This is a genomic window from Sideroxydans sp., from assembly GCF_054604835.1.
In genome coordinates this window covers 88,634-105,359 of record NZ_JBTSFG010000007.1, presented here as the reverse complement: position 1 = coordinate 105,359, position 16,726 = coordinate 88,634, and the positions used below count along the sequence as shown (strand labels likewise).

The following is a 16,726-nucleotide window of genomic DNA, read 5'->3' as shown; positions in this document are numbered from 1 at the left end:
CCCCCCCCCGACTCCAGTGAGCGGTTAGATAACTTAGGGAGGCAATATGCGTAGATTCATCGCTTTGATGCTGTCGGTCGGTTTCCTGTGTGTAACGACAGGTTGTGCCACGAAGAAAGAACAGGACGATTGGGAGCAATACCGTGCCAAGAAGGCACAGGATGAACTCTCGACCGAGACGCAGAAGAGCGCGCCCTGATTCCGGCCGGATGTAAGGTAGCTTCGGATCGTCTTGCATGACATCTGGTGATCGATGCACGCCGTTACTGTTGTGCGGGATGCTCATCGTGCCGCAATGCGTGGCGGCGTCTGACGATTTCGAAAGCTACCGCCGGCAGCAACAGCAGGGCATACACAAGCAGCAAGCTGAGTTCCAGTCCTACCGCGAGCAGCAGGATGCCGACTTCGCCGATTTCCTCAAGATGCGGTGGCGCGAGTTCGACAGCTTTCAGGGCAAAGTGCGCATCAAAGAGCCCAAGCCCGCGCAAATCCCCGTTGCGCCGGGAGTAACTCCACCCAGACAAATCATCGCACCGAAGCCGGTCGCGCCCGTGCGCCCCGCTCCGCCCGTGCCGTCCAAGCCCTTGCCGGTGTCGCCGGACAGCTTGCGCGTCGATTTCTACGGCAATCCGCTCGACTTCAGCTTCGATCCGGCATGGCAGCGTTACCGTTCTGTCGAGCAAGCATCATCACAAGCGATGAGTGCCTTCTGGACGATGATGAGCGGTAGCCGCTATGCGCAGACGCTGCAGGCTATCGACAAGGCCAGCCAACGACTCAAACTGGACGATTGGGGCAGGGTCTCACTCTGGCGCGCGGTGGCACAGTCCCTGCAGCCCGGTCGCAAGACTGAACAAAGACTCCTGCTCTGGTACTTCCTGATCAAATCCGGCTATGACGTGCGTCTGGGCTATGCGGGCAACGATGTCTATCTGTTCGTGGCGGTGCGGCAACCGGTGTATGCGACCAAGTTCACTCGCGTCGGCGACCAGACCTACTACGCCGTACTGGCGGACGATCGCGGCGACAGCATCGGTCGTTTCTATACCTATGAGGCCAACTACCCGGTCAAGTTGAAAGCACTGGATATCAGTTCTGCCGCGATCGGTTTCACGCGCGAAGTGCGTGCAGAGCGCAGCTTGTCTTTCGACTACAAAGGACAGGCGGTGAAGTTGAGCGTGCCGTATGACCGCAGCCTGGTCGAATATCTGGAAGGTTTTCCGCAGTCGGAGTTCGCGCTTTATTTCGATACCGATGGCAGCTCGTTGTTGCGCCGCAGTGTGTTGGCTGAGTTGCGCGCATACACGGCAAAGATGAAAGAACAGGAGGCGGTCAACTTCCTGCTGGCCTTCGTGCAGCGCGCTTTTGCCTACAAGACGGATAACGAGCAGTTCGGACGCGAGAAATATTTCTTCATCGAGGAGTCATTGTATTTTCCCTACAACGACTGCGAGGACCGCTCGGTGCTGTTCGCCTGGCTGGTGCGCGAACTGACGGGCCTGAAAGTGATCGGCTTGTTATACCCGGGTCATATGACGACGGCTGTCGCCCTCACGCAGCCGGGAAACAGTATGGCGAGCGTCGAACATCACGGGCAGCGATTCGTCATCGCCGACCCTACCTATATCGGTGCGACGGTCGGCATGGCGATGCCGGCCTATGCCGCGACCAAACCCAGCCAGATCGTAGCCATCAGGAACGGAAGCTAAGCGCCGTTCGGTTTCGGCAGCAGTTCGCGCGCGCGCCGCAGCGCCTCTTCCACGCTACCCACCACGTTCTCCCGGCCCACCTGGTCGAAGAAGCCGGACTGATGCATCAGGAAATAGGGCTGGGTATGCGGGCCGCACAGGATGAGGTGCTTGCCGCGTTTGCGCAGCTTGTTGTGCAGGTGTTCCAGCTTGTGCAGCGCGCTCGAATCCATGCTGATCACTTCGTGCATCTTGAGGATCAGCACCTCGGGTTCGTTATGCAACTCGATGAGGATGTTCTCCAGCTTGTCTGCCGCGCCGAAGAACAGCGCGCCGAACACACGGTAGATCACCACGCCCTTGGGAACCGCCTTGCGCATGACAGTGGCCTCGCCGTCGTCGGGCTGCGGCGACTCGTCCGCCACACTGACATGGGTGAGGTCGGTGATGCGGTGCATGAAAGAGAACACCGCTATGAACAGGCCGACCTCCACCGCCACCGTCAGGCCGAACATCACCGTCAGCACGAAGGTGACAACCAGCACGGCGCTGTCGCTCAGCGGATATTTGCGCAGTGTGCGGAAGCCTTCCCATTCGCCCATGTTGATCGCCACCACCAGCAGGATGGCCGATAGCGACGCGAGCGGGATGTATTGCGCCAGCGGCGCGGCGACCAGCACGATCACCAGCAGCGTCAGCGCATGCACGATGCCGGACACCGGGCTGGTCGCGCCGCTGCGCACATTGGTCGCGGTGCGCGCGATGGCGCCGGTGGCGGGCAGACCGCCGAAGAACGGCGTGACGATGTTGGCGATGCCCTGCGCGATCAACTCCTGATTCGAGTCATGCTTGTCGTCGATCATGCCGTCCGCCACCGCCGCAGACAGCAGCGACTCGATGGCGCCCAGCAGTGCGATGGTCATCGCCGGTGCGAACAGGTGGCGCAGGGTGGCGAAGGTGAGCTCCGGGAATTCGAAGCTGGGCAGACCCTGCGGGATGCCGCCGAAGCGGCTGCCGATGGTCTCGGTGGGCAGATTGAACAGGCCGACCAGCAGCGTGCCGATGATGAGGGCCACGATGGGTGAAGGCAGCTTCTGTGCCCAGCGCTTGGGATAGAACCAGATCAGCAAGGCCGAGGCGATGGCCAGCGCGACGGTGAGCGGGTCTATGCTGCCGATGGCCGCATAGATGGCGCGCAACTTGCCGAGGAAGTCGGCCGGCATCACTTCGATCTGCAGGCCGAAGAACTCCTTCACCTGACTCAGGATGATCAACACAGCGATGCCGTTGGTGAAACCGATGATGAGCGGGCGCGGGAAATATTTGATCAGGTTGCCCAGCTTGAAAAGTCCCATCGCCATCAGCATCACGCCGGCCATCATGGTGCAGATCAGCAGGTTGGCATAACCGTACTGCAGGATGATGTTGTACACGATGACGATGAACGCGCCGGTCGGCCCGCCGATCTGCACGCGTGAGCCGCCCAGGGCGGAGATGATGAAACCGGCGATGATGGCGGTGAAGATGCCCGCTTCGGGCTTCGCACCGGAGGCGATGGCAAAGGCGATGGCCAGCGGCAGGGCGACGATGCCGACGGTGATGCCGGCGGAGATATCTGTTCTGAAGCGCGCTTGATTGTAGTCGCGCAGTGAATCGATCAGACGGGGACGAAAGTAAGACGAGATCGTGGCAAGTATTGCGTGTTTCATGATGGCTGTTTCAGCACCTCCTGTTGGGTGGCGATCCTACGCCTGTCGTTGTGCGGCGAAAAGGGCCGGACCGTATAAAGCTGCGCGGTCGTTGAGGATGACGCGCACCGGTATCGCTTCGAGTAGCGGGCGCATGCGGCCCTTGTCGAAGAAGGCGTTGAGGAACACGCCACTTTCCAGCAGCGGCATGATCTTGGGCGCGATGCCGCCGCCGATATACAGGCCACCGCTGCACATCGTCTTCAGTGCCAGATTGCCCGCCTCGGCACCGTACAGGGTGATGAAGCGGTGCATGGTTTCGGTACACAGTGCATCACGTGCCGCGATCGCGGCTTGAGAGATGGCAGCTGCTTTGCCGTGCGCCTGCATCGCCTCAGCCAGCCAGTCGGGCGTGTGTCCGCCATTGCGTGCCAACAGGAAGTCGTACAGAGCGGGGATGCCCATACCTGACACCACGCGCTCCCAACTCACATGGCCGAAGCGCTCGCGCAGCGCGTGCGCGAAATCCAGCTCCAGCACATCGCGCGGTGAGAAGCAGGCATGTCCACCTTCGGTGGCATAGGGGCGATGACTGTGGCCATCCCAGAACAGTCCGGCCTCGCCCAGCCCGGTACCGGCGGCGATGATGGCGCGGTTGCCGTGCGTATGCGGGCTGCCCGCATGCAGGGTGAAAAGGTCGTCCGCCTGCAGCGCGGGCAGGCCGTAAGCGGTCGCTTCCAGATCGTTCAGCAGGTGGCAGTTGGCGAAGCCGAAACGCTTGCGCAGGGCTTCGGCTTCGATGCGCCATGGCAGGTTGGTGGTTTGTACCGTGTCGTGGTGTACCGGCCCGGCCACGCCGAAAGCGGCGGACTTTATCGCACCGGCAGTGGCCATGAATTCGGCCAGCAGATCATCGAAGGTTTTGTAGTCGGTGCTGACGAATTCGCGCTCGCTGGTGATCGTCGCTTGCGTGCCGCTGACCTCGACCAGCGCCAGTCGCGTCTTCGTGCCGCCGATATCACCTGCCAATACGCCCGCCATGTAAGCCTCTAGCCCGAAAGGAAATGTAGGCGCGGATGATACGCCCAGTCTTCATCAAAATCTCACGCACTTGTCATCTGCGCTTCATACGGGCTGCACATACTGCGCACCATGAAGATCGTGATGGGACATTGGCGCTGGTGGATCCCGCTGCTGTTATGGAGCGCGGATGCCAATGCATGGGGGCTGTACACCCACGTCTATTTCGCCCAGCTGCTGCTGTGGGCCGTGCCGCTCACCGACGCGCGCTTCCGCAAGGCCGTGCTCGCCTATCCCCGCCTGGTGCTGGCTGGCGCCTGTCTGCCCGACCTCGCGCTATGGAGCGACCGCAGCTGGGGCGAACCGTTCACCACCACCCACCAGTGGCAACGCGCCCGCAAGCTGCTGGACGATGCGCAGAGCGACGAGGAATGCGCGCTGTCACTGGGTTTCGTCAGCCACCTGCTGGTGGACGTGATCGCGCATAACCACTTCGTGCCCGCCCACGAGAAACTGTGGGGCAATGTGCCGGTGCTCACCCATGCCGCCTGTGAATGGGCGATGGACATGCATATCCGCGCGCAACTGTTCGCCGCACCGGGTGAGTTGATGGACGCGCACCGCAGCGAGCTGGCCGAATACGTCGCGCAACATTTCGCCTGCCCGCAGCCCATCGCCAAACGCGGTATCGCCATGCTGTCGGGTGCTGAGCAGTTGCTGCGCGTCAGCCACCTGTCGCAGTTATGCCATCGTGGCGGCAAGCTGTTCGACGGCGGCATGTCGCGTCGCTTCGACTATTACCTGAACGAGACCGGCGCGCGCCTCGCGCATATCGACCGCATCCTGACCGGCGAAGAGCCGGTGTGGGACGCCAACCCGCACGCCGACGATCCCGCCATCCGCCAGCGCATCGAACTGCTGCGCCCGCGCGAACTGCGCCACCGCATGCCGCTGCCGCAGGACGTGTTCAGCGAAGGTTAAGCCGCCTTTGCCAGCTTGAACTGTCCGACGGTATCGAACAGCACCTTGGAGCTGTTCGCCAGCGTCAGCATCTCGTTGCGCGCCTGCTCGAAGCTGACGGCGGTATCGGCGCTGATGGTGGCGACGGAGTCGATGTTGCGCCAGATGTGTTCGCCGGCGGCGGACTGGTCCTCGGTGGCGCTGGCGATCTGGCGCATCATGTCGGCCACGAGCAGGACCGCGTTCTCGATCTCCAGCAACATCTGTCCCATGCCTTCGCCGTGCAGCACGCCCTGCGCCACTTCCTGCTTGGCCAGCGTCATTGCCTTGCTGGCACCGGCCGTCTCGGTTTCGACGATCTGCACGATCTTGTTGATGTCGGTGGTGGCATTGGCGGTGCGTTCGGCCAGCTTGCGTACTTCGTCGGCGACCACCGCGAAGCCGCGTCCCTGCTCACCGGCGCGCGCCGCTTCGATGGCCGCGTTCAGCGCCAGCAGGTTGGTCTGGTCGGCGATGTCCTTGATGAGCGTGCTGACCGAGCCGATCTGCTTGATCGACTGATGCAGCGCCTGCATGGTCTGCACCGAGGAAGCCACGGTCTGGTCGATCTGGTTCAGCGCGACGATGGTGGCGCGGCCGGTGTCGCTGCCGGCGCGCACCAGGTCCAGCGTCTTGCTGGATGCGGCGGCAGCATTGCCCGCGTTGCTGGCGATGGTTTTGATGGTGCTGCCCATGCCTTCGATGGCATCGCTCACCTGCGAAGCCTTGGCTGATTGTTCCTTGGCGTTGGCCGTGACCGAGTGCGCCATCTGGCTCACGCCGTGCGCGGTGCGCTGCGTCTGGTCAGCCGAGGTGTGCACCTCGTGCAGGATGTCCTGGAAGCGCGCGATGAAGTTGTTGATGGTGGTGGCGAGATGGCTGATCTCGTCGTTGTTGTACACCGGCAGGCGGCGGCTCAGGTCGCCGTGATGCAGATGGGTGATCTCGCTGATGAAGGCGTCCAGTCGTTTGCGCAGGTGCTGGCCGAACATCGTCTGCGACACCAGTGTCAGCAGCCCCAGCAACAGCATCGGCGCCAGCACGATCCACAGCAGGTCGTTCATGCCGCTGCGGATGCTCAGGGCCGACGCGACTTCAAGTTCCTTGTTGGCCAGCGCCATCCCGTCCAGGCTGTGAACGATGGGCTCCAGATACATACCGTAGATGGCGTCTGGTATCACCAACGCATCTTCCGGGCTGGTCGCCGCGATCTTGATCGCGCTGCGGAAACCCTTGGCATATGCCGCCCATTGTTCGGCTATCTCCTGCAGTTGCTTCTGCATGTCGGCATCGGCCGTCGCTTCCGTGATGCGCTGCAGCGATACGGCGATGTCGGCGCCCGCCTGTTGCAACTGCGCCTCGCTCTCGACCATCACCGGGTCGGCGCGGCTCACCGCCAGCGCGGTCGCCTTGATCTCGATCAGGCTCTTGGATGTGGTCTGCAGCGACTGGTATACGCGGAACTCCTGACGCAGATGGTTCAGGTTCAGCATCACGAACACGATCACCGCCAGCATGCCGAGCAGCGACAGGCCAGTCATCAAACGCAACTGGTGTTGCAGGGTGAGCTTCTTGAGCGGTGAGAATAGCGTCATGGTCGTGTACTCCGAAGGATAAATATAAGAAGAATCTTATAGACTGTTTGTTGCAGTCCCGTGAATACGGTGCAGCCGCTAGATGATCTGAAGGGACAATGGTTGATCAGCGCACCCAGTGCCGTTCATCGCGTGGCGAGCCGGGTCGCTTGCGGGCATTTGCCGGATAGCTCGGCGTTTTGTTCTTCGGCCAAACGGGCGATCTCACCGAAGCGTTTTTCCAGATCGTGTTTGGCGAAGTGGTCGATGATGAACAGCGGTAGCAAGGTGTCCGGTTCCCATCGGCCTTCGAATCGCAGTGTGCTGCCGGATAAGGTCGGTTCGATCAGCCAATGACCGCTGAAGGATTTTGAATCGCCGGACAGTTGGGTGAAGGTCAGTTTGTTGTTGGGGTATTCGGTGAATTCCATCACCGAGTGCAGGTGGATGCGCATGAACAGCACGCGCTCTTCGGCGGTGCGCTCGACTTTCACTGTGTTGTCCGACTCGCGGTAGGCCTTGGAATCGAGGATGCCGGGCAGCTTGGTGGCGGACTCGTAATCGGTGAGATAAAGGTATGCCGCACATTGCGATAGCGAGGTGTCGAAACGGGCGTTGAGCAGATAGGTGCCGCCGTTCCTTTGTACTTCGACCAGTAATGCGTTATCGCCGGAGAGCGGAGTGGCATTGGCAGCAAGTGCCAGAAATAGTGCGACGACCGATATCGATGTGCGCTTCATGCCGCATGTTTATAGCCCTGTCGCATGAAAAGTATGTGAAGGATGCAATACAGTTTGATGATGCCATCCCCTCGATTGAGGGGATGATCCTGCAGCCGTAAAATCTTCCAGATTTTCTGCGGCATTAAGGAAGGTCTGATTAAGTCCGAAAGCCATGGTTCGATACATTTTCCGTTCGTCCCGATAACCAGCCACTTGCCAGCTTGCTGGCTTAGTGGATTGGCTAGTAGTTTCATCAGTGCCGCGCTTGCGCGGTGTATCGAGGGAGCGAACGGAAAATACTCACCACGAACGGACTTAATCAGACCTTCCTTAATATGTTCTTAACGGAAGTCATCCAGAATATGGCGCTCTGGAATGATCCAATGCCACATGGACGGCGGAAGGTCGCCCGATTGATCCCCTTGCAATCCGCTATTGCCGCACTACAAATATGCCCAAGACGATTCCGATCCAACCCGAGAGCAAATGCTCCAGCTGCAAGACCTCAAGTTGCTGCACCTACATCACGCAACCGATCAAGAAGCCCCGCGATCAAAGCGATTACAAGAATCTGCTCTGGCAGGTCTCGCATGAGAACGTCTCGGTGTTCAAGGACGGAGACGGCTGGTATCTGATGATCGATGGAAGGTGCGAGCATCTGCAAACCGACGGGCGCTGCGGGATCTATGAGAGCCGTCCCGATGCGTGTCGGGATCATAGCGACGAGTCATGCGAATTCGACAGGGTGCTGTCGGCTGATTTCAAGCTGTTCTTCCCGACGTATGAATCCTTGCTGGCGCATTGCAAGAAGAAATTCAAGGATTGGGGGAAAGAGGAAGTCGAACTCAGGAAAAAATCAAAGAAGAAATCCTGAAAGCGCTGAATGGATCAGCGCTTCCCTGGAACCTAGACTAACAGGAACGACACCCAGGCGATCATCGCCCCCAGCGCCGCACCGGCCAGCACATCGCTGGGATAGTGCAGCCCAAGGATGGGACGCGACAGGGCGACCATGCTGGTGAACGGCACCAGCAACCAGAACAGGCCGGGGTAGTAAGACAGCGCAACGAGGGTGAACACCACCGAGTGCAGCGTGTGGCCGGAAGGAAAGCTGAACTGGTCCAGCGTCTTGCCCACGCACTGGATGGCGGGATAGACGTTGAAGGGGCGCGGACGCAAGGTCTTGCCCTTGATGAGTTTGTACAGCACGGTGCCGGTCAGGCCCGCGCCCAGCATGTGCAGCACGGCAGGCACTGCCTCGTAACCATCCTGCAGCAGGAACGAGATCATCAGCACATACCAGAACACGCCGTCGCCCAAGCGGCTGGCGAGGCGGAACAGGTTGCGCACGGTGAAGCTGCGGCTCTGCCGGTTGCAGAGCACGCACAGGTCGACGTCGAACTTCTTAATCTGTTGCAGCGGAGAGCTGAGGTTGGCCATGTTTCACTCCCTGTGAACGTACGGTGTCCAGCAGTACAGCTTCCATCTGACCCATGATGTGTTCCCAGGTCAGCGATTCCACGGTGTCGCGTGCCGTCTTGCCCAGTCGGCGCACGCGCGGCAGATCGTTCGCCAGCGTGCGTGCCTCGGCGATGAAGGCATCGCTGTCGGCAAAGGTCGCCAGCAAGCCATTCACATCGTGTTTGATGTGCTGCTGCGCGGCGGCGTAGTTGTAGGCCAGCGTCGCCAGCCCGCTGGCCATCGCCTCGACGGTCACGTTGCCGTAGGTCTCGGTCAGGCTGGGGTAGAGGAAGATGTCGCCGGAAGCGTAGTGACGCGCCAGCGCCTCGCCGGTCTGCATGCCCGCGAAGATCACCTGCGGATGCTGCTTCTGCAGCTCGGCGCGCGCCGGGCCGTCGCCCACCATCACCAGACGCAGCAGCGGGTTGATCTTGCGCATCTGCTCGAACGCCTGGATCACCACCTGCAGGTTCTTCTCCGGTGCGATGCGGCTCACCAGCATCACCACCGGCGTGTCCTCGTCCGCGTTCCACGAAGCGCGCAGTTCCGCATCGCGCTTGGCTGGGTGGAACAACTCGGTATCCACCCCGCGCGACACCACCAGCACGTTCTGATAACCCTCGTGTTCCAGCTGCTGCTGCAGCGAAGCGGTGGGCACCAGCGTGCAGGCAGCCTTGTTGTGGAAGTGGCGCAGGTAGGCGGCGATGGGCTTCTTCAACAGGCCGATGCCGTAGTGCTGCGTGTAATTGTGGAAATTGGTGTGGAAGTCCGTGCTCACTGGGATCGCCAACTTGCGCGCCGCCGACAACGCCGACCAACCCAGCGGCCCCTCGGTGGCGATGTGCACCACGTCCGGCCGCTGCGCGCGCCACAACTTCAGCAGCAGATTCTTCGCGGGCAGGCCCGATTTCAGCTCCGGATAACCGGGGATCGGCATGCCCGACACCAGCGTCTCCGCATAGCTGCCCTCGGCGGCCGGCGCATCCTGCTTGCCCTGACGCGGCCGCACCATGTGGATGCGATGCCCGCGCTTGAGCAGCCCGTGCACCATGCGACCGATGGTGATCGCCACGCCGTTCACTTCCGGCACGTAGGTTTCGGTAACCAGCGCGATACTCAGCGCCGGCGCGACTTGGAGAGTTTCGTTCGGTGTATTCATGGCGCGCATCGTGGCGCGCGCGTGTGAATATTTGATTACGGGGGAGTGAAGAGTTTGTGACGGGGATGAGTGAGGCTAGAAAATATATAGGCCAAATTTCTGCTTGGAGGTCTTAGGATGGCGGGCTACGATGAAGGGAAATAGGGCAGTAATTGATCTAAGGTAATTCGATGTAGCCCCATTTAATCCGTTAGGCTACTTATGGGAGTACCGATGAATCTCCATTTCAAAATTATTTCTGCGCTTTTCCTGCTCTTCTGTCTGCCGTCTGTCGCTCAAGCTGGTGCTGACTCTTACACGTGCAAAATTCTTCAGGTGGTGGAATTGTCTGACGACGGACACATCGTCGAACACAAAGGCATTTGGAGAACCAGAATTGGTGAGAGCTTCGCTGTGAATCGAATCACAGGGAAAATGGTTGGCCTTCCATTCGGAACAGAGGGCTGGCTTGGTGGTGTCAAAGTACTCAACCGAGGCGGGGATGGAAATGGCTACAAGGCTTTGGTTCTCTCTGGGCAGCCAAATGTTTCCGCCAAGTACATTTACATTGCAGAGCAGAATGAACGTGCTTCTAAGCAGTTCTGGGGAAGCGGAGATGATCAGGTGATCTTTAGTGGGATTTGCATGTGAACTTATTGGTCAGCTTTCTAACACTGCGTTTCAAGGGACGCTGCGCAATAAAGCTGCGCCGGTGATTTCAGACGTTATGCCGTATGAAGATTACGCAGTCTCGGGGTCAGGTCTTGCATTACGACGTTCTCCTCCACGCCCAGTTAAACGGGTCGAGAAGTAATAAGGGATGGGACTAAACGGGTCAGCATCGAATTAACTTTTGGCACACTTATGTCCCGCCTCCGCGCTGAGTTCTTATTGCTCCTGTTGACCTTCTTGCCCGCCTTTAGCCACGCAGCCCCGTGTAAACCACAAATAGAGGGTGCCTTCTGGGCGGAGCGGGATCTGCGGATCGTGGGGCTGGATGCGGTTTACAGTGCTTGCCCGAGCTGGTTCAGCGGGGTGCGGGTGGGCGCTTCGTATTTCGCGGATGAGCGCTTCGAATACAAGGGCGTGACCAGTTCGGCGCGCTTGCAATACGGGGAACACATTTCGCCGTTCGTAGGCGTTGGTGTGCTGGTCGGCATGGCCAGCCATCAGGCAGATGCCACGCAGGACAAGCTGGACAATAACCGCAACGGACAGATCGACGAGCCGGGCGAGACGTACATGAAGCATGAATTCAGTGCGGTGCTTTATCCGGAGGTGGGTATCGCGTGGTACACACGGGTGGTGGGCATCACGCTTTCCGCACGGCGCTATTACAGCTCCACATTTTCCGGAAACATCATCTACAGCCTCGGTTTCAGCACGCCACTCGATTGAGTCGCGGCAGGCCCGAGCTTTTCAATCCTCGCCCTTATCTGCCCCGCAACACTTCTTGAACTTCCTGCCGCTGCCACAGGGGCACGGTGCATTGCGGCTGACATGCTTCATCTCGCTATCGTCGGACTTGCCGTGGATGCGTTCTTCTGCGGCGCGCCGTTGCGGTGCCCAGTATTTGTAGATCGCGGCCACGCTGGCGGGGATGGTCTTCGATAGCGCTTCGCGTTGCGCGGGTGTCTCGATCAGTGCTTCTTCTTCCTCGGTGATGTCCGGCGAGCCGAGCAGGTAGAGGGGGCGCAATACTTCGGCGGCGTGGCGGGCTTCGAGTAATTTCTTCCAGTTGTCGCGCTGCATGGCGATGCCGGTCATGTAGCCGTGCGCCCAGTTCTCTCCGTCCAGGTATTCGTGCTCGTCGCCTTCGTAGACGTTCAGATCGAAGATGGGTTCGAAGCTTTCCAGCTCCTGATTCATGCTCCATACGATGGCGTTCAGGTGGCGGGTCAGCAGGTCGGTGATGGTTTCCCGTTGCGCGTCGCTGGCGAACTTGGGTGCGTCGCTTGCGCTGGGGCCCCACACGCGCGGCATCCATTCGTCCTGCTCGGGCAGGGATGGGCCCGAAGCGAGGGCGGTGAAGAAGCCGTCCAGTTGGTCCAGCATCATCACTTCGCTGCTGGTGGCATCGGACATCAGGAAGTTGTCGAGCGCTTCCATCTCCGGCTCGGAGAGTGCGGGTTGGGCGGGTGTGGGTTCCTGTGCGGACATGAGGGCGCTTGCTTCCATTAGGTGTGTTGTGCGAGTTGAACAGCGGCGCGCCGTATCAGGCGTAGTCGATGTCCTGCTCGCTGCCGATGTATTGGTCTTGCAGGGTGGTGAGCAAGGTCTTGGCCTTGGTCTTGCCGTACAGTTTCTTGACGATGGTGTCGCGCAGTTGTTCCATGCGCTCACGCAGCAGTGGCTGATATTCGGGCGGGATCTTTTTCAGGAATTTGTCCCAGCTGGCATCGACATCGGGCTTGGTGTCGCGGATGTGGGCGATGAGGTTCTCAAGTGGCCGTTGTGCGGTGCGCGCGACGATGCGTCCATCGCCGTACAGTGCGAACAGTACGGCCACGGTCATCGCGGCACTGGCATCCATCTCGGAATCTCTGACCACGCCGCCGGCGTTGTGCTTGCGCAGCCATTTGCCGCAGTCGATGTATTGCTGGTTGCGTTTCCGGTCCGCCATCTCGTTCTGGAAGATGGCGTCACCCGACCAGTTCGATGCGGGGTCGGCGCTGCATATCTCCATGAAGATCGCTTTCAGGTTGCGCTGCTGCACGAAGGGATCGTTGTCGAAATCGGAGACGTAGGCGGTGTAGGGCAGGGCGGACAGTTCCTTCATATGGCGGAAGCCCATCTGGAACACGTATTCAGCGCCGTGCTGCAGCAGGAAGGAGAGTTTGGCTTCGCCGCTGTCGGCGATGTCCGCCTGACTGATCGCCAGCGAGATGCAGCCCACGGTGAGATGGAATGCGTCGTGTATGCCTTCTGCGGTGCGGTCGTTGGTGAACTTCTTGGCGACCAGTGCGGTGATGCCGCACAGTTCGTCGAACAGGATGCTGGCTGCTTGCTGATTGTCCGCGCGCTGGCCGAGCGCTTCCAGTGCTTGCACAAGCTGGGGCGTGCGGGCGGTGTAACTGGTGATGTTCATCAGGAGAAGATGTCCTCGCCCAGACTCGGACGTGCGCCCGGTTTGGCCGGCGTGGCGGCTTTGCTGGGCACTTGTTTGCGCAGGCGCAGCAGCAGTTCCTTGGTGCTGCGGCCCATGGCGAACTGGCTTTCGCGCGACTCTTCGTCTTCTTCGGGATCTTCGTCGCTCTCTTCGTCCGGGCTGGGGTGCAATTCGTTCTCGCCGGGGCGCCAGTCGGGGAAGATCTCGAACAGGATGCTGTCCCACGCTTCCTGGTCGTTGCGGATGATCTCCAGTGCCAGCGGGATCACATCATGGTCGGAAGTGGTGCTGCCGCTGCGCGGGGCGCCGAGGTTCTGGATGTCGTTGGCGATCTCGATGATCTCGTCGATGGCGGTGGAGAACATCACGGCAAAGGCCGTCGTACCCCAGGCTGTGGCCAGTGCCGCGTTGAGCAGCTCGGCGCGACGGTCTTCATCTTCGGTGGCGTACAGGATGCCGTGGATGTGTGCGAACAGCGATTCGGTGAGCACTTCCGGTTCGTCTTCGATCCAGTCTTCGTCCCAGGTGGCAGCGAAGTAGGCGAGACTCTCGGCCCAGGCTTTGGGCGAGATGAGCATGGTGGCCAGCGACAGCTTGCCGCCGTCGAAGGACGACAGGTGCAGCGAGGCGACATGCGCTTCCAGCGCGTTGAGCACCTCGACCACGGCGAGGTCGCCGAACTTCTCGGCGGTTTCGTTGATGGCTTCTTCTGCATGCTCGGGCGAGCCGGCCAGCACCAGTTCGGTGACTTGCAGGCTGATCGCTGGAAGCTGGGATCTGTCAGTCATTACCGTCTCCGCGTGTGTCGAACAGGTGTTCGATGTTCTCGCCGTGGAAGGACTCGTCTTCATCCTCGTCAGCGTTGGCTTTGTCTTCCTCTTCCTGCAGGGCGGCGAGCGAGTTGTCTTCTTCCTTCCAGCCCTTGGCGTTCTTGAACAGGAAGGCGGTGATGACCGCCTTGCGCGCCAGCTCGGGATCGGCGGCGAACACGGCGGCCAGCGCATCGCCGGAAGTGGCGGTGGTGGTGGATACCAGCTTCATCACCTTGGCGGCATCGCCCTCTTCATAATCCTGCGCTTCGGCCAGCAGGCCCTTGGCATCGCCGAACACCAGATGGTCGACCAGCGCGAAGCTCAGCATGTTCACATCGTCGATCACCGTGCCATTGGCGTACTCGCCGATCAGGGAGGCGATGACGCGCTCATAGCGCTTGCGGTCGGGCGGTTCGCCCAGTGTGTCGCTGATCTGGTAGCCGAGTTCGCGGGTCTGGTAGTGGAATTCTGGATGGATGCTTTTCATGGTGGTCTTCTTGAAATGTTTAACGGTCGTTGCGCGGCTGTTCGATGCCGCAACGGGTGAATAGGGCGCCCCACAGGTTCTGTGCTTCCTGCTGCGGGTCGACGACGATGCGGTTGTTCAGGCTGTAGTTGTACTCCGCCCGCTTCTGCGGGTCGGACAGCAGCTCGTACGCCTTCTTGATCGCGTCGAATCTGCGTTCGGCGCTGGCGTCTGGGTTGCGGTCCGGGTGATGGCGCATGGCAAGTGCGCGGTATGCCTTCTTGATGTCGTCGGTCGAAGCGGTCGGCGAGACGCCAAGGATGTTGTATGGGTTTTCCAATGAGGCCTCCTGCAAGGCGCGCGATTTTACCAAGTTCCTTCAAGGACTGTTGAGGTTCCACTCGATGCGGCAGGAACGGGCTTTGAGCAGGAATCCGGGACCCAAAGTGAACAGCGGCCGCTGCTCGCGCAACGACCGCTGTGCTTTTGCGGGGGAATGTACTTACTTTTTGGACTTCTTGTCTGCCATGGCCTTGAACTTGCCCGTTTCCTCGATATGGGTGTTCAGGGCTTTCATGTTCTTGCGCCATTCCTGCAGTTGTTCGTCTTCCACTTCAAGCTGGATGGCGAGCGCTTCTTCGCGGGTGAGTTTTTCCTTGTGCAGGCGTTTGGGCAATTTGCCGCTCATGCGGGAGAGCAGGCGTTCGGCTTCATCTTCGCTGAGTGCGCGTGCTTTGGCTTCGTATTCCGGGCTGCTGATCTTTGCCATTTTAGAATTCCTCCTGAGGTTTTATTATTTTGTCAGCAACACCAGACCCCACACCACGCAGACATTGAGCAGGCTCACCAGCACGGCCGAGCTGCCGATGTCTTTTGCGCGTTTGGCGAGGTCGTGGTTCTCCAGCGATATGCGATCCACGGTGGCTTCGATGGCGGAGTTGATGAGTTCGACGATGATGACCAGCAGCACGCTGCCTATCATCAGTGCCTTGGCGATCATCGTCACCGGCAGCCAAAGCGCGAGCGGGACGAGCACGATGGCTAGCCACACTTCCTGGCGGAAGGCGTCTTCATGTTTGTAGGCGGCGCGGAAACCTGCGATGGAGTAGCCGAAGGCGTTCCACAGGCGTACGAGACCGGTCTTTCCTTTGTGGGGACTTTGCAAAGTTTGCTCCTGAAGCGTTGTCATATTGGGCCCGATTGGGTTCGAAACTATACACAAAAAAGAACGCGCACCAGACAGCGTGCGCGCAAGGGAGGAGAGAACATGCAGCGTGCTTATGCCGCCTTTCTGAGGAAGTGCTTGGCATAGCGCGCGTTCATGCGCGACACCGGCATCAGGATGAACAGGTCGGCACAGTTGAAGTCGGGGTCCCATGCCGGTTCGCCGGCGATGTAGGCACCGAGGCGCAGATAACCTTTGATCAGCGGCGGGATGGTGACTTCCAGATCCTGTTGCAGCGATTCCAGCGGCAGGCGGCAGTGCGGGAACACGGTGTATTCGGACGGTGCGGCGTGCAGCTTGTGCACCTTGTTGTACACGCTGGCGGCGTAGTGGCCGCCGTCGGCCATGCTGATGCTGGCGCAGCCAATCAGGTATTCGTGGTTGTGTTTGCCGATGTAGTCGGCCAGGCCGCTCCACAGCTGGGTGATGGTGGCGCCGTCGCGATAGTCGGGGTGCACGCAGGAGCGGCCCACTTCCACCATGCGGTCGCGCAGGTTCTGCAGACGCGACAGGTCGAACTCGGTCTCGGAGTAATAACCGCCGGCATTGACGGCCTGCTCGGGCGGCAGGATGCGGTAGGTGCCGACCACTTTGTCGTTGCCGTGGTCGCGCACCAGCAGGTGGTCGCAATATTCGTCGAATCGGTCGATGTCCAGACCGAGTTCGGCGCTGGGCAGGTTGGCGCCCATCTCTTCGCCGAATACCTTGAAGCGGATGCGCTGTGCTTCGGCGATCTCGGCCACCGAGCGTGCCATGTTGAAAGTGAGGCGGCGCGTAGTTTCCTGTTTCTGCTGCTGACGGATCAGATCCAACATCGTCTTGCT

Annotated in this window: 20 protein-coding genes; 6 read left to right on the top strand and 14 right to left on the bottom strand. The window is 60.1% G+C overall.

The window, feature by feature from the left end; genetic code table 11:
* The first annotated feature begins 46 nt into the window (after nt 1–46).
* Both ACYCZ5_RS11910 and ACYCZ5_RS11905 read left to right on the top strand, forming a co-directional pair.
* Nucleotides 47–199, top strand: coding sequence for a hypothetical protein (locus tag ACYCZ5_RS11910; RefSeq protein ID WP_461545022.1), 153 nt, complete (start codon nt 47–49; stop codon nt 197–199).
* Between the two features lie 37 nt (nt 200–236).
* On the top strand, nt 237–1,709 hold the full coding sequence (locus ACYCZ5_RS11905; RefSeq protein ID WP_461545021.1) for a hypothetical protein: 1,473 nt from the start codon (nt 237–239) through the stop codon (nt 1,707–1,709).
* Here ACYCZ5_RS11905 and ACYCZ5_RS11900 read toward each other — a convergent pair.
* Together ACYCZ5_RS11900 and glk are read right to left on the bottom strand one after the other, a co-directional pair.
* Nucleotides 1,706–3,397: a SulP family inorganic anion transporter gene (locus tag ACYCZ5_RS11900; RefSeq protein ID WP_461545020.1), complete on the bottom strand. Its 1,692-nt coding sequence runs from the start codon at nt 3,395–3,397 to the stop codon at nt 1,706–1,708. The two genes, ACYCZ5_RS11905 and ACYCZ5_RS11900, sit on opposite strands and share 4 nt — an antisense overlap.
* 36 nt (nt 3,398–3,433) lie before the next feature.
* Entirely contained in the window at nt 3,434–4,417 is a 984-nt protein-coding gene (gene glk, locus ACYCZ5_RS11895) for a glucokinase (RefSeq protein WP_461545019.1), read from the bottom strand.
* Between the two features lie 111 nt (nt 4,418–4,528).
* Between glk and ACYCZ5_RS11890 the strand changes: the two genes are divergently transcribed.
* The gene (locus ACYCZ5_RS11890; RefSeq protein WP_461545018.1) at nt 4,529–5,377 is read left to right on the top strand and encodes a zinc dependent phospholipase C family protein; all 849 of its coding nucleotides are present in this window, start codon (nt 4,529–4,531) and stop codon (nt 5,375–5,377) included.
* Here ACYCZ5_RS11890 and ACYCZ5_RS11885 read toward each other — a convergent pair.
* Together ACYCZ5_RS11885 and ACYCZ5_RS11880 are read right to left on the bottom strand one after the other, a co-directional pair.
* Nucleotides 5,374–6,990: a methyl-accepting chemotaxis protein gene (locus tag ACYCZ5_RS11885; protein WP_461545017.1), complete on the bottom strand. Its 1,617-nt coding sequence runs from the start codon at nt 6,988–6,990 to the stop codon at nt 5,374–5,376. The two genes, ACYCZ5_RS11890 and ACYCZ5_RS11885, sit on opposite strands and share 4 nt — an antisense overlap.
* Nucleotides 6,991–7,115: 125 nt before the next feature.
* Nucleotides 7,116–7,709: an SRPBCC family protein gene (locus ACYCZ5_RS11880; RefSeq protein ID WP_461545016.1), complete on the bottom strand. Its 594-nt coding sequence runs from the start codon at nt 7,707–7,709 to the stop codon at nt 7,116–7,118.
* 433 nt (nt 7,710–8,142) lie between these two features.
* On the opposite strand from ACYCZ5_RS11880, the gene ACYCZ5_RS11875 reads away from it, so the two are divergent.
* Nucleotides 8,143–8,565 carry a YkgJ family cysteine cluster protein gene (locus tag ACYCZ5_RS11875; protein ID WP_461545015.1) on the top strand — a complete coding sequence of 141 codons (423 nt, stop codon included), beginning with the start codon at nt 8,143–8,145 and terminating at the stop codon, nt 8,563–8,565.
* A gap of 32 nt (nt 8,566–8,597) precedes the next feature.
* On the opposite strand, the gene ACYCZ5_RS11870 is transcribed toward ACYCZ5_RS11875, so the two are convergent.
* Together ACYCZ5_RS11870 and ACYCZ5_RS11865 are read right to left on the bottom strand one after the other, a co-directional pair.
* Nucleotides 8,598–9,131: a phosphatase PAP2 family protein gene (locus tag ACYCZ5_RS11870; RefSeq protein WP_461545014.1), complete on the bottom strand. Its 534-nt coding sequence runs from the start codon at nt 9,129–9,131 to the stop codon at nt 8,598–8,600.
* A complete protein-coding gene (locus ACYCZ5_RS11865; RefSeq protein WP_461545013.1) occupies nt 9,097–10,311 on the bottom strand; it encodes a glycosyltransferase family 4 protein in 1,215 nt (404 codons plus the stop codon). The genes ACYCZ5_RS11870 and ACYCZ5_RS11865 overlap by 35 nt, the downstream gene beginning before the upstream one ends.
* A 213-nt stretch (nt 10,312–10,524) precedes the next feature.
* Here ACYCZ5_RS11865 and ACYCZ5_RS11860 point away from each other — a divergent pair, with 213 nt between their 5' ends.
* Both ACYCZ5_RS11860 and ACYCZ5_RS11855 read left to right on the top strand, forming a co-directional pair.
* Entirely contained in the window at nt 10,525–10,941 is a 417-nt protein-coding gene (locus ACYCZ5_RS11860; protein ID WP_461545012.1) for a hypothetical protein, read from the top strand.
* 336 nt (nt 10,942–11,277) lie between these two features.
* Entirely contained in the window at nt 11,278–11,688 is a 411-nt protein-coding gene (locus tag ACYCZ5_RS11855; protein WP_461545011.1) for a hypothetical protein, read from the top strand.
* A 21-nt stretch (nt 11,689–11,709) separates the two neighbouring features.
* On the opposite strand, the gene ACYCZ5_RS11850 is transcribed toward ACYCZ5_RS11855, so the two are convergent.
* The 8 genes from ACYCZ5_RS11850 to ACYCZ5_RS11815 form a co-directional block, all read right to left on the bottom strand.
* Nucleotides 11,710–12,450: a UPF0149 family protein gene (locus tag ACYCZ5_RS11850; RefSeq protein ID WP_461545010.1), complete on the bottom strand. Its 741-nt coding sequence runs from the start codon at nt 12,448–12,450 to the stop codon at nt 11,710–11,712.
* A 55-nt stretch (nt 12,451–12,505) separates the two neighbouring features.
* Nucleotides 12,506–13,378 (bottom strand): hypothetical protein, encoded by an 873-nt coding sequence (locus ACYCZ5_RS11845; RefSeq protein ID WP_461545009.1) that lies wholly within the window; start codon nt 13,376–13,378, stop codon nt 12,506–12,508.
* Nucleotides 13,378–14,187: a hypothetical protein gene (locus ACYCZ5_RS11840; RefSeq protein ID WP_461545008.1), complete on the bottom strand. Its 810-nt coding sequence runs from the start codon at nt 14,185–14,187 to the stop codon at nt 13,378–13,380. Before ACYCZ5_RS11840 ends, ACYCZ5_RS11845 begins: the two co-directional genes overlap by 1 nt.
* Complete coding sequence (locus ACYCZ5_RS11835) at nt 14,180–14,698, bottom strand: hypothetical protein (protein WP_461545007.1); 519 nt, start codon at nt 14,696–14,698, stop codon at nt 14,180–14,182. The genes ACYCZ5_RS11840 and ACYCZ5_RS11835 overlap by 8 nt, the downstream gene beginning before the upstream one ends.
* Before the next feature lie 19 nt (nt 14,699–14,717).
* Nucleotides 14,718–15,017 carry a DnaJ domain-containing protein gene (locus ACYCZ5_RS11830; protein WP_461545006.1) on the bottom strand — a complete coding sequence of 100 codons (300 nt, stop codon included), beginning with the start codon at nt 15,015–15,017 and terminating at the stop codon, nt 14,718–14,720.
* Between the two features lie 162 nt (nt 15,018–15,179).
* Nucleotides 15,180–15,446, bottom strand: coding sequence for a hypothetical protein (locus ACYCZ5_RS11825; protein ID WP_461545005.1), 267 nt, complete (start codon nt 15,444–15,446; stop codon nt 15,180–15,182).
* A gap of 24 nt (nt 15,447–15,470) precedes the next feature.
* The gene (locus ACYCZ5_RS11820; protein WP_461545004.1) at nt 15,471–15,842 is read right to left on the bottom strand and encodes a diacylglycerol kinase; all 372 of its coding nucleotides are present in this window, start codon (nt 15,840–15,842) and stop codon (nt 15,471–15,473) included.
* Between the two features lie 113 nt (nt 15,843–15,955).
* Nucleotides 15,956–16,717 (bottom strand): GNAT family N-acetyltransferase, encoded by a 762-nt coding sequence (locus tag ACYCZ5_RS11815; RefSeq protein ID WP_461545003.1) that lies wholly within the window; start codon nt 16,715–16,717, stop codon nt 15,956–15,958.
* Nucleotides 16,718–16,726: the final 9 nt, after the last annotated feature.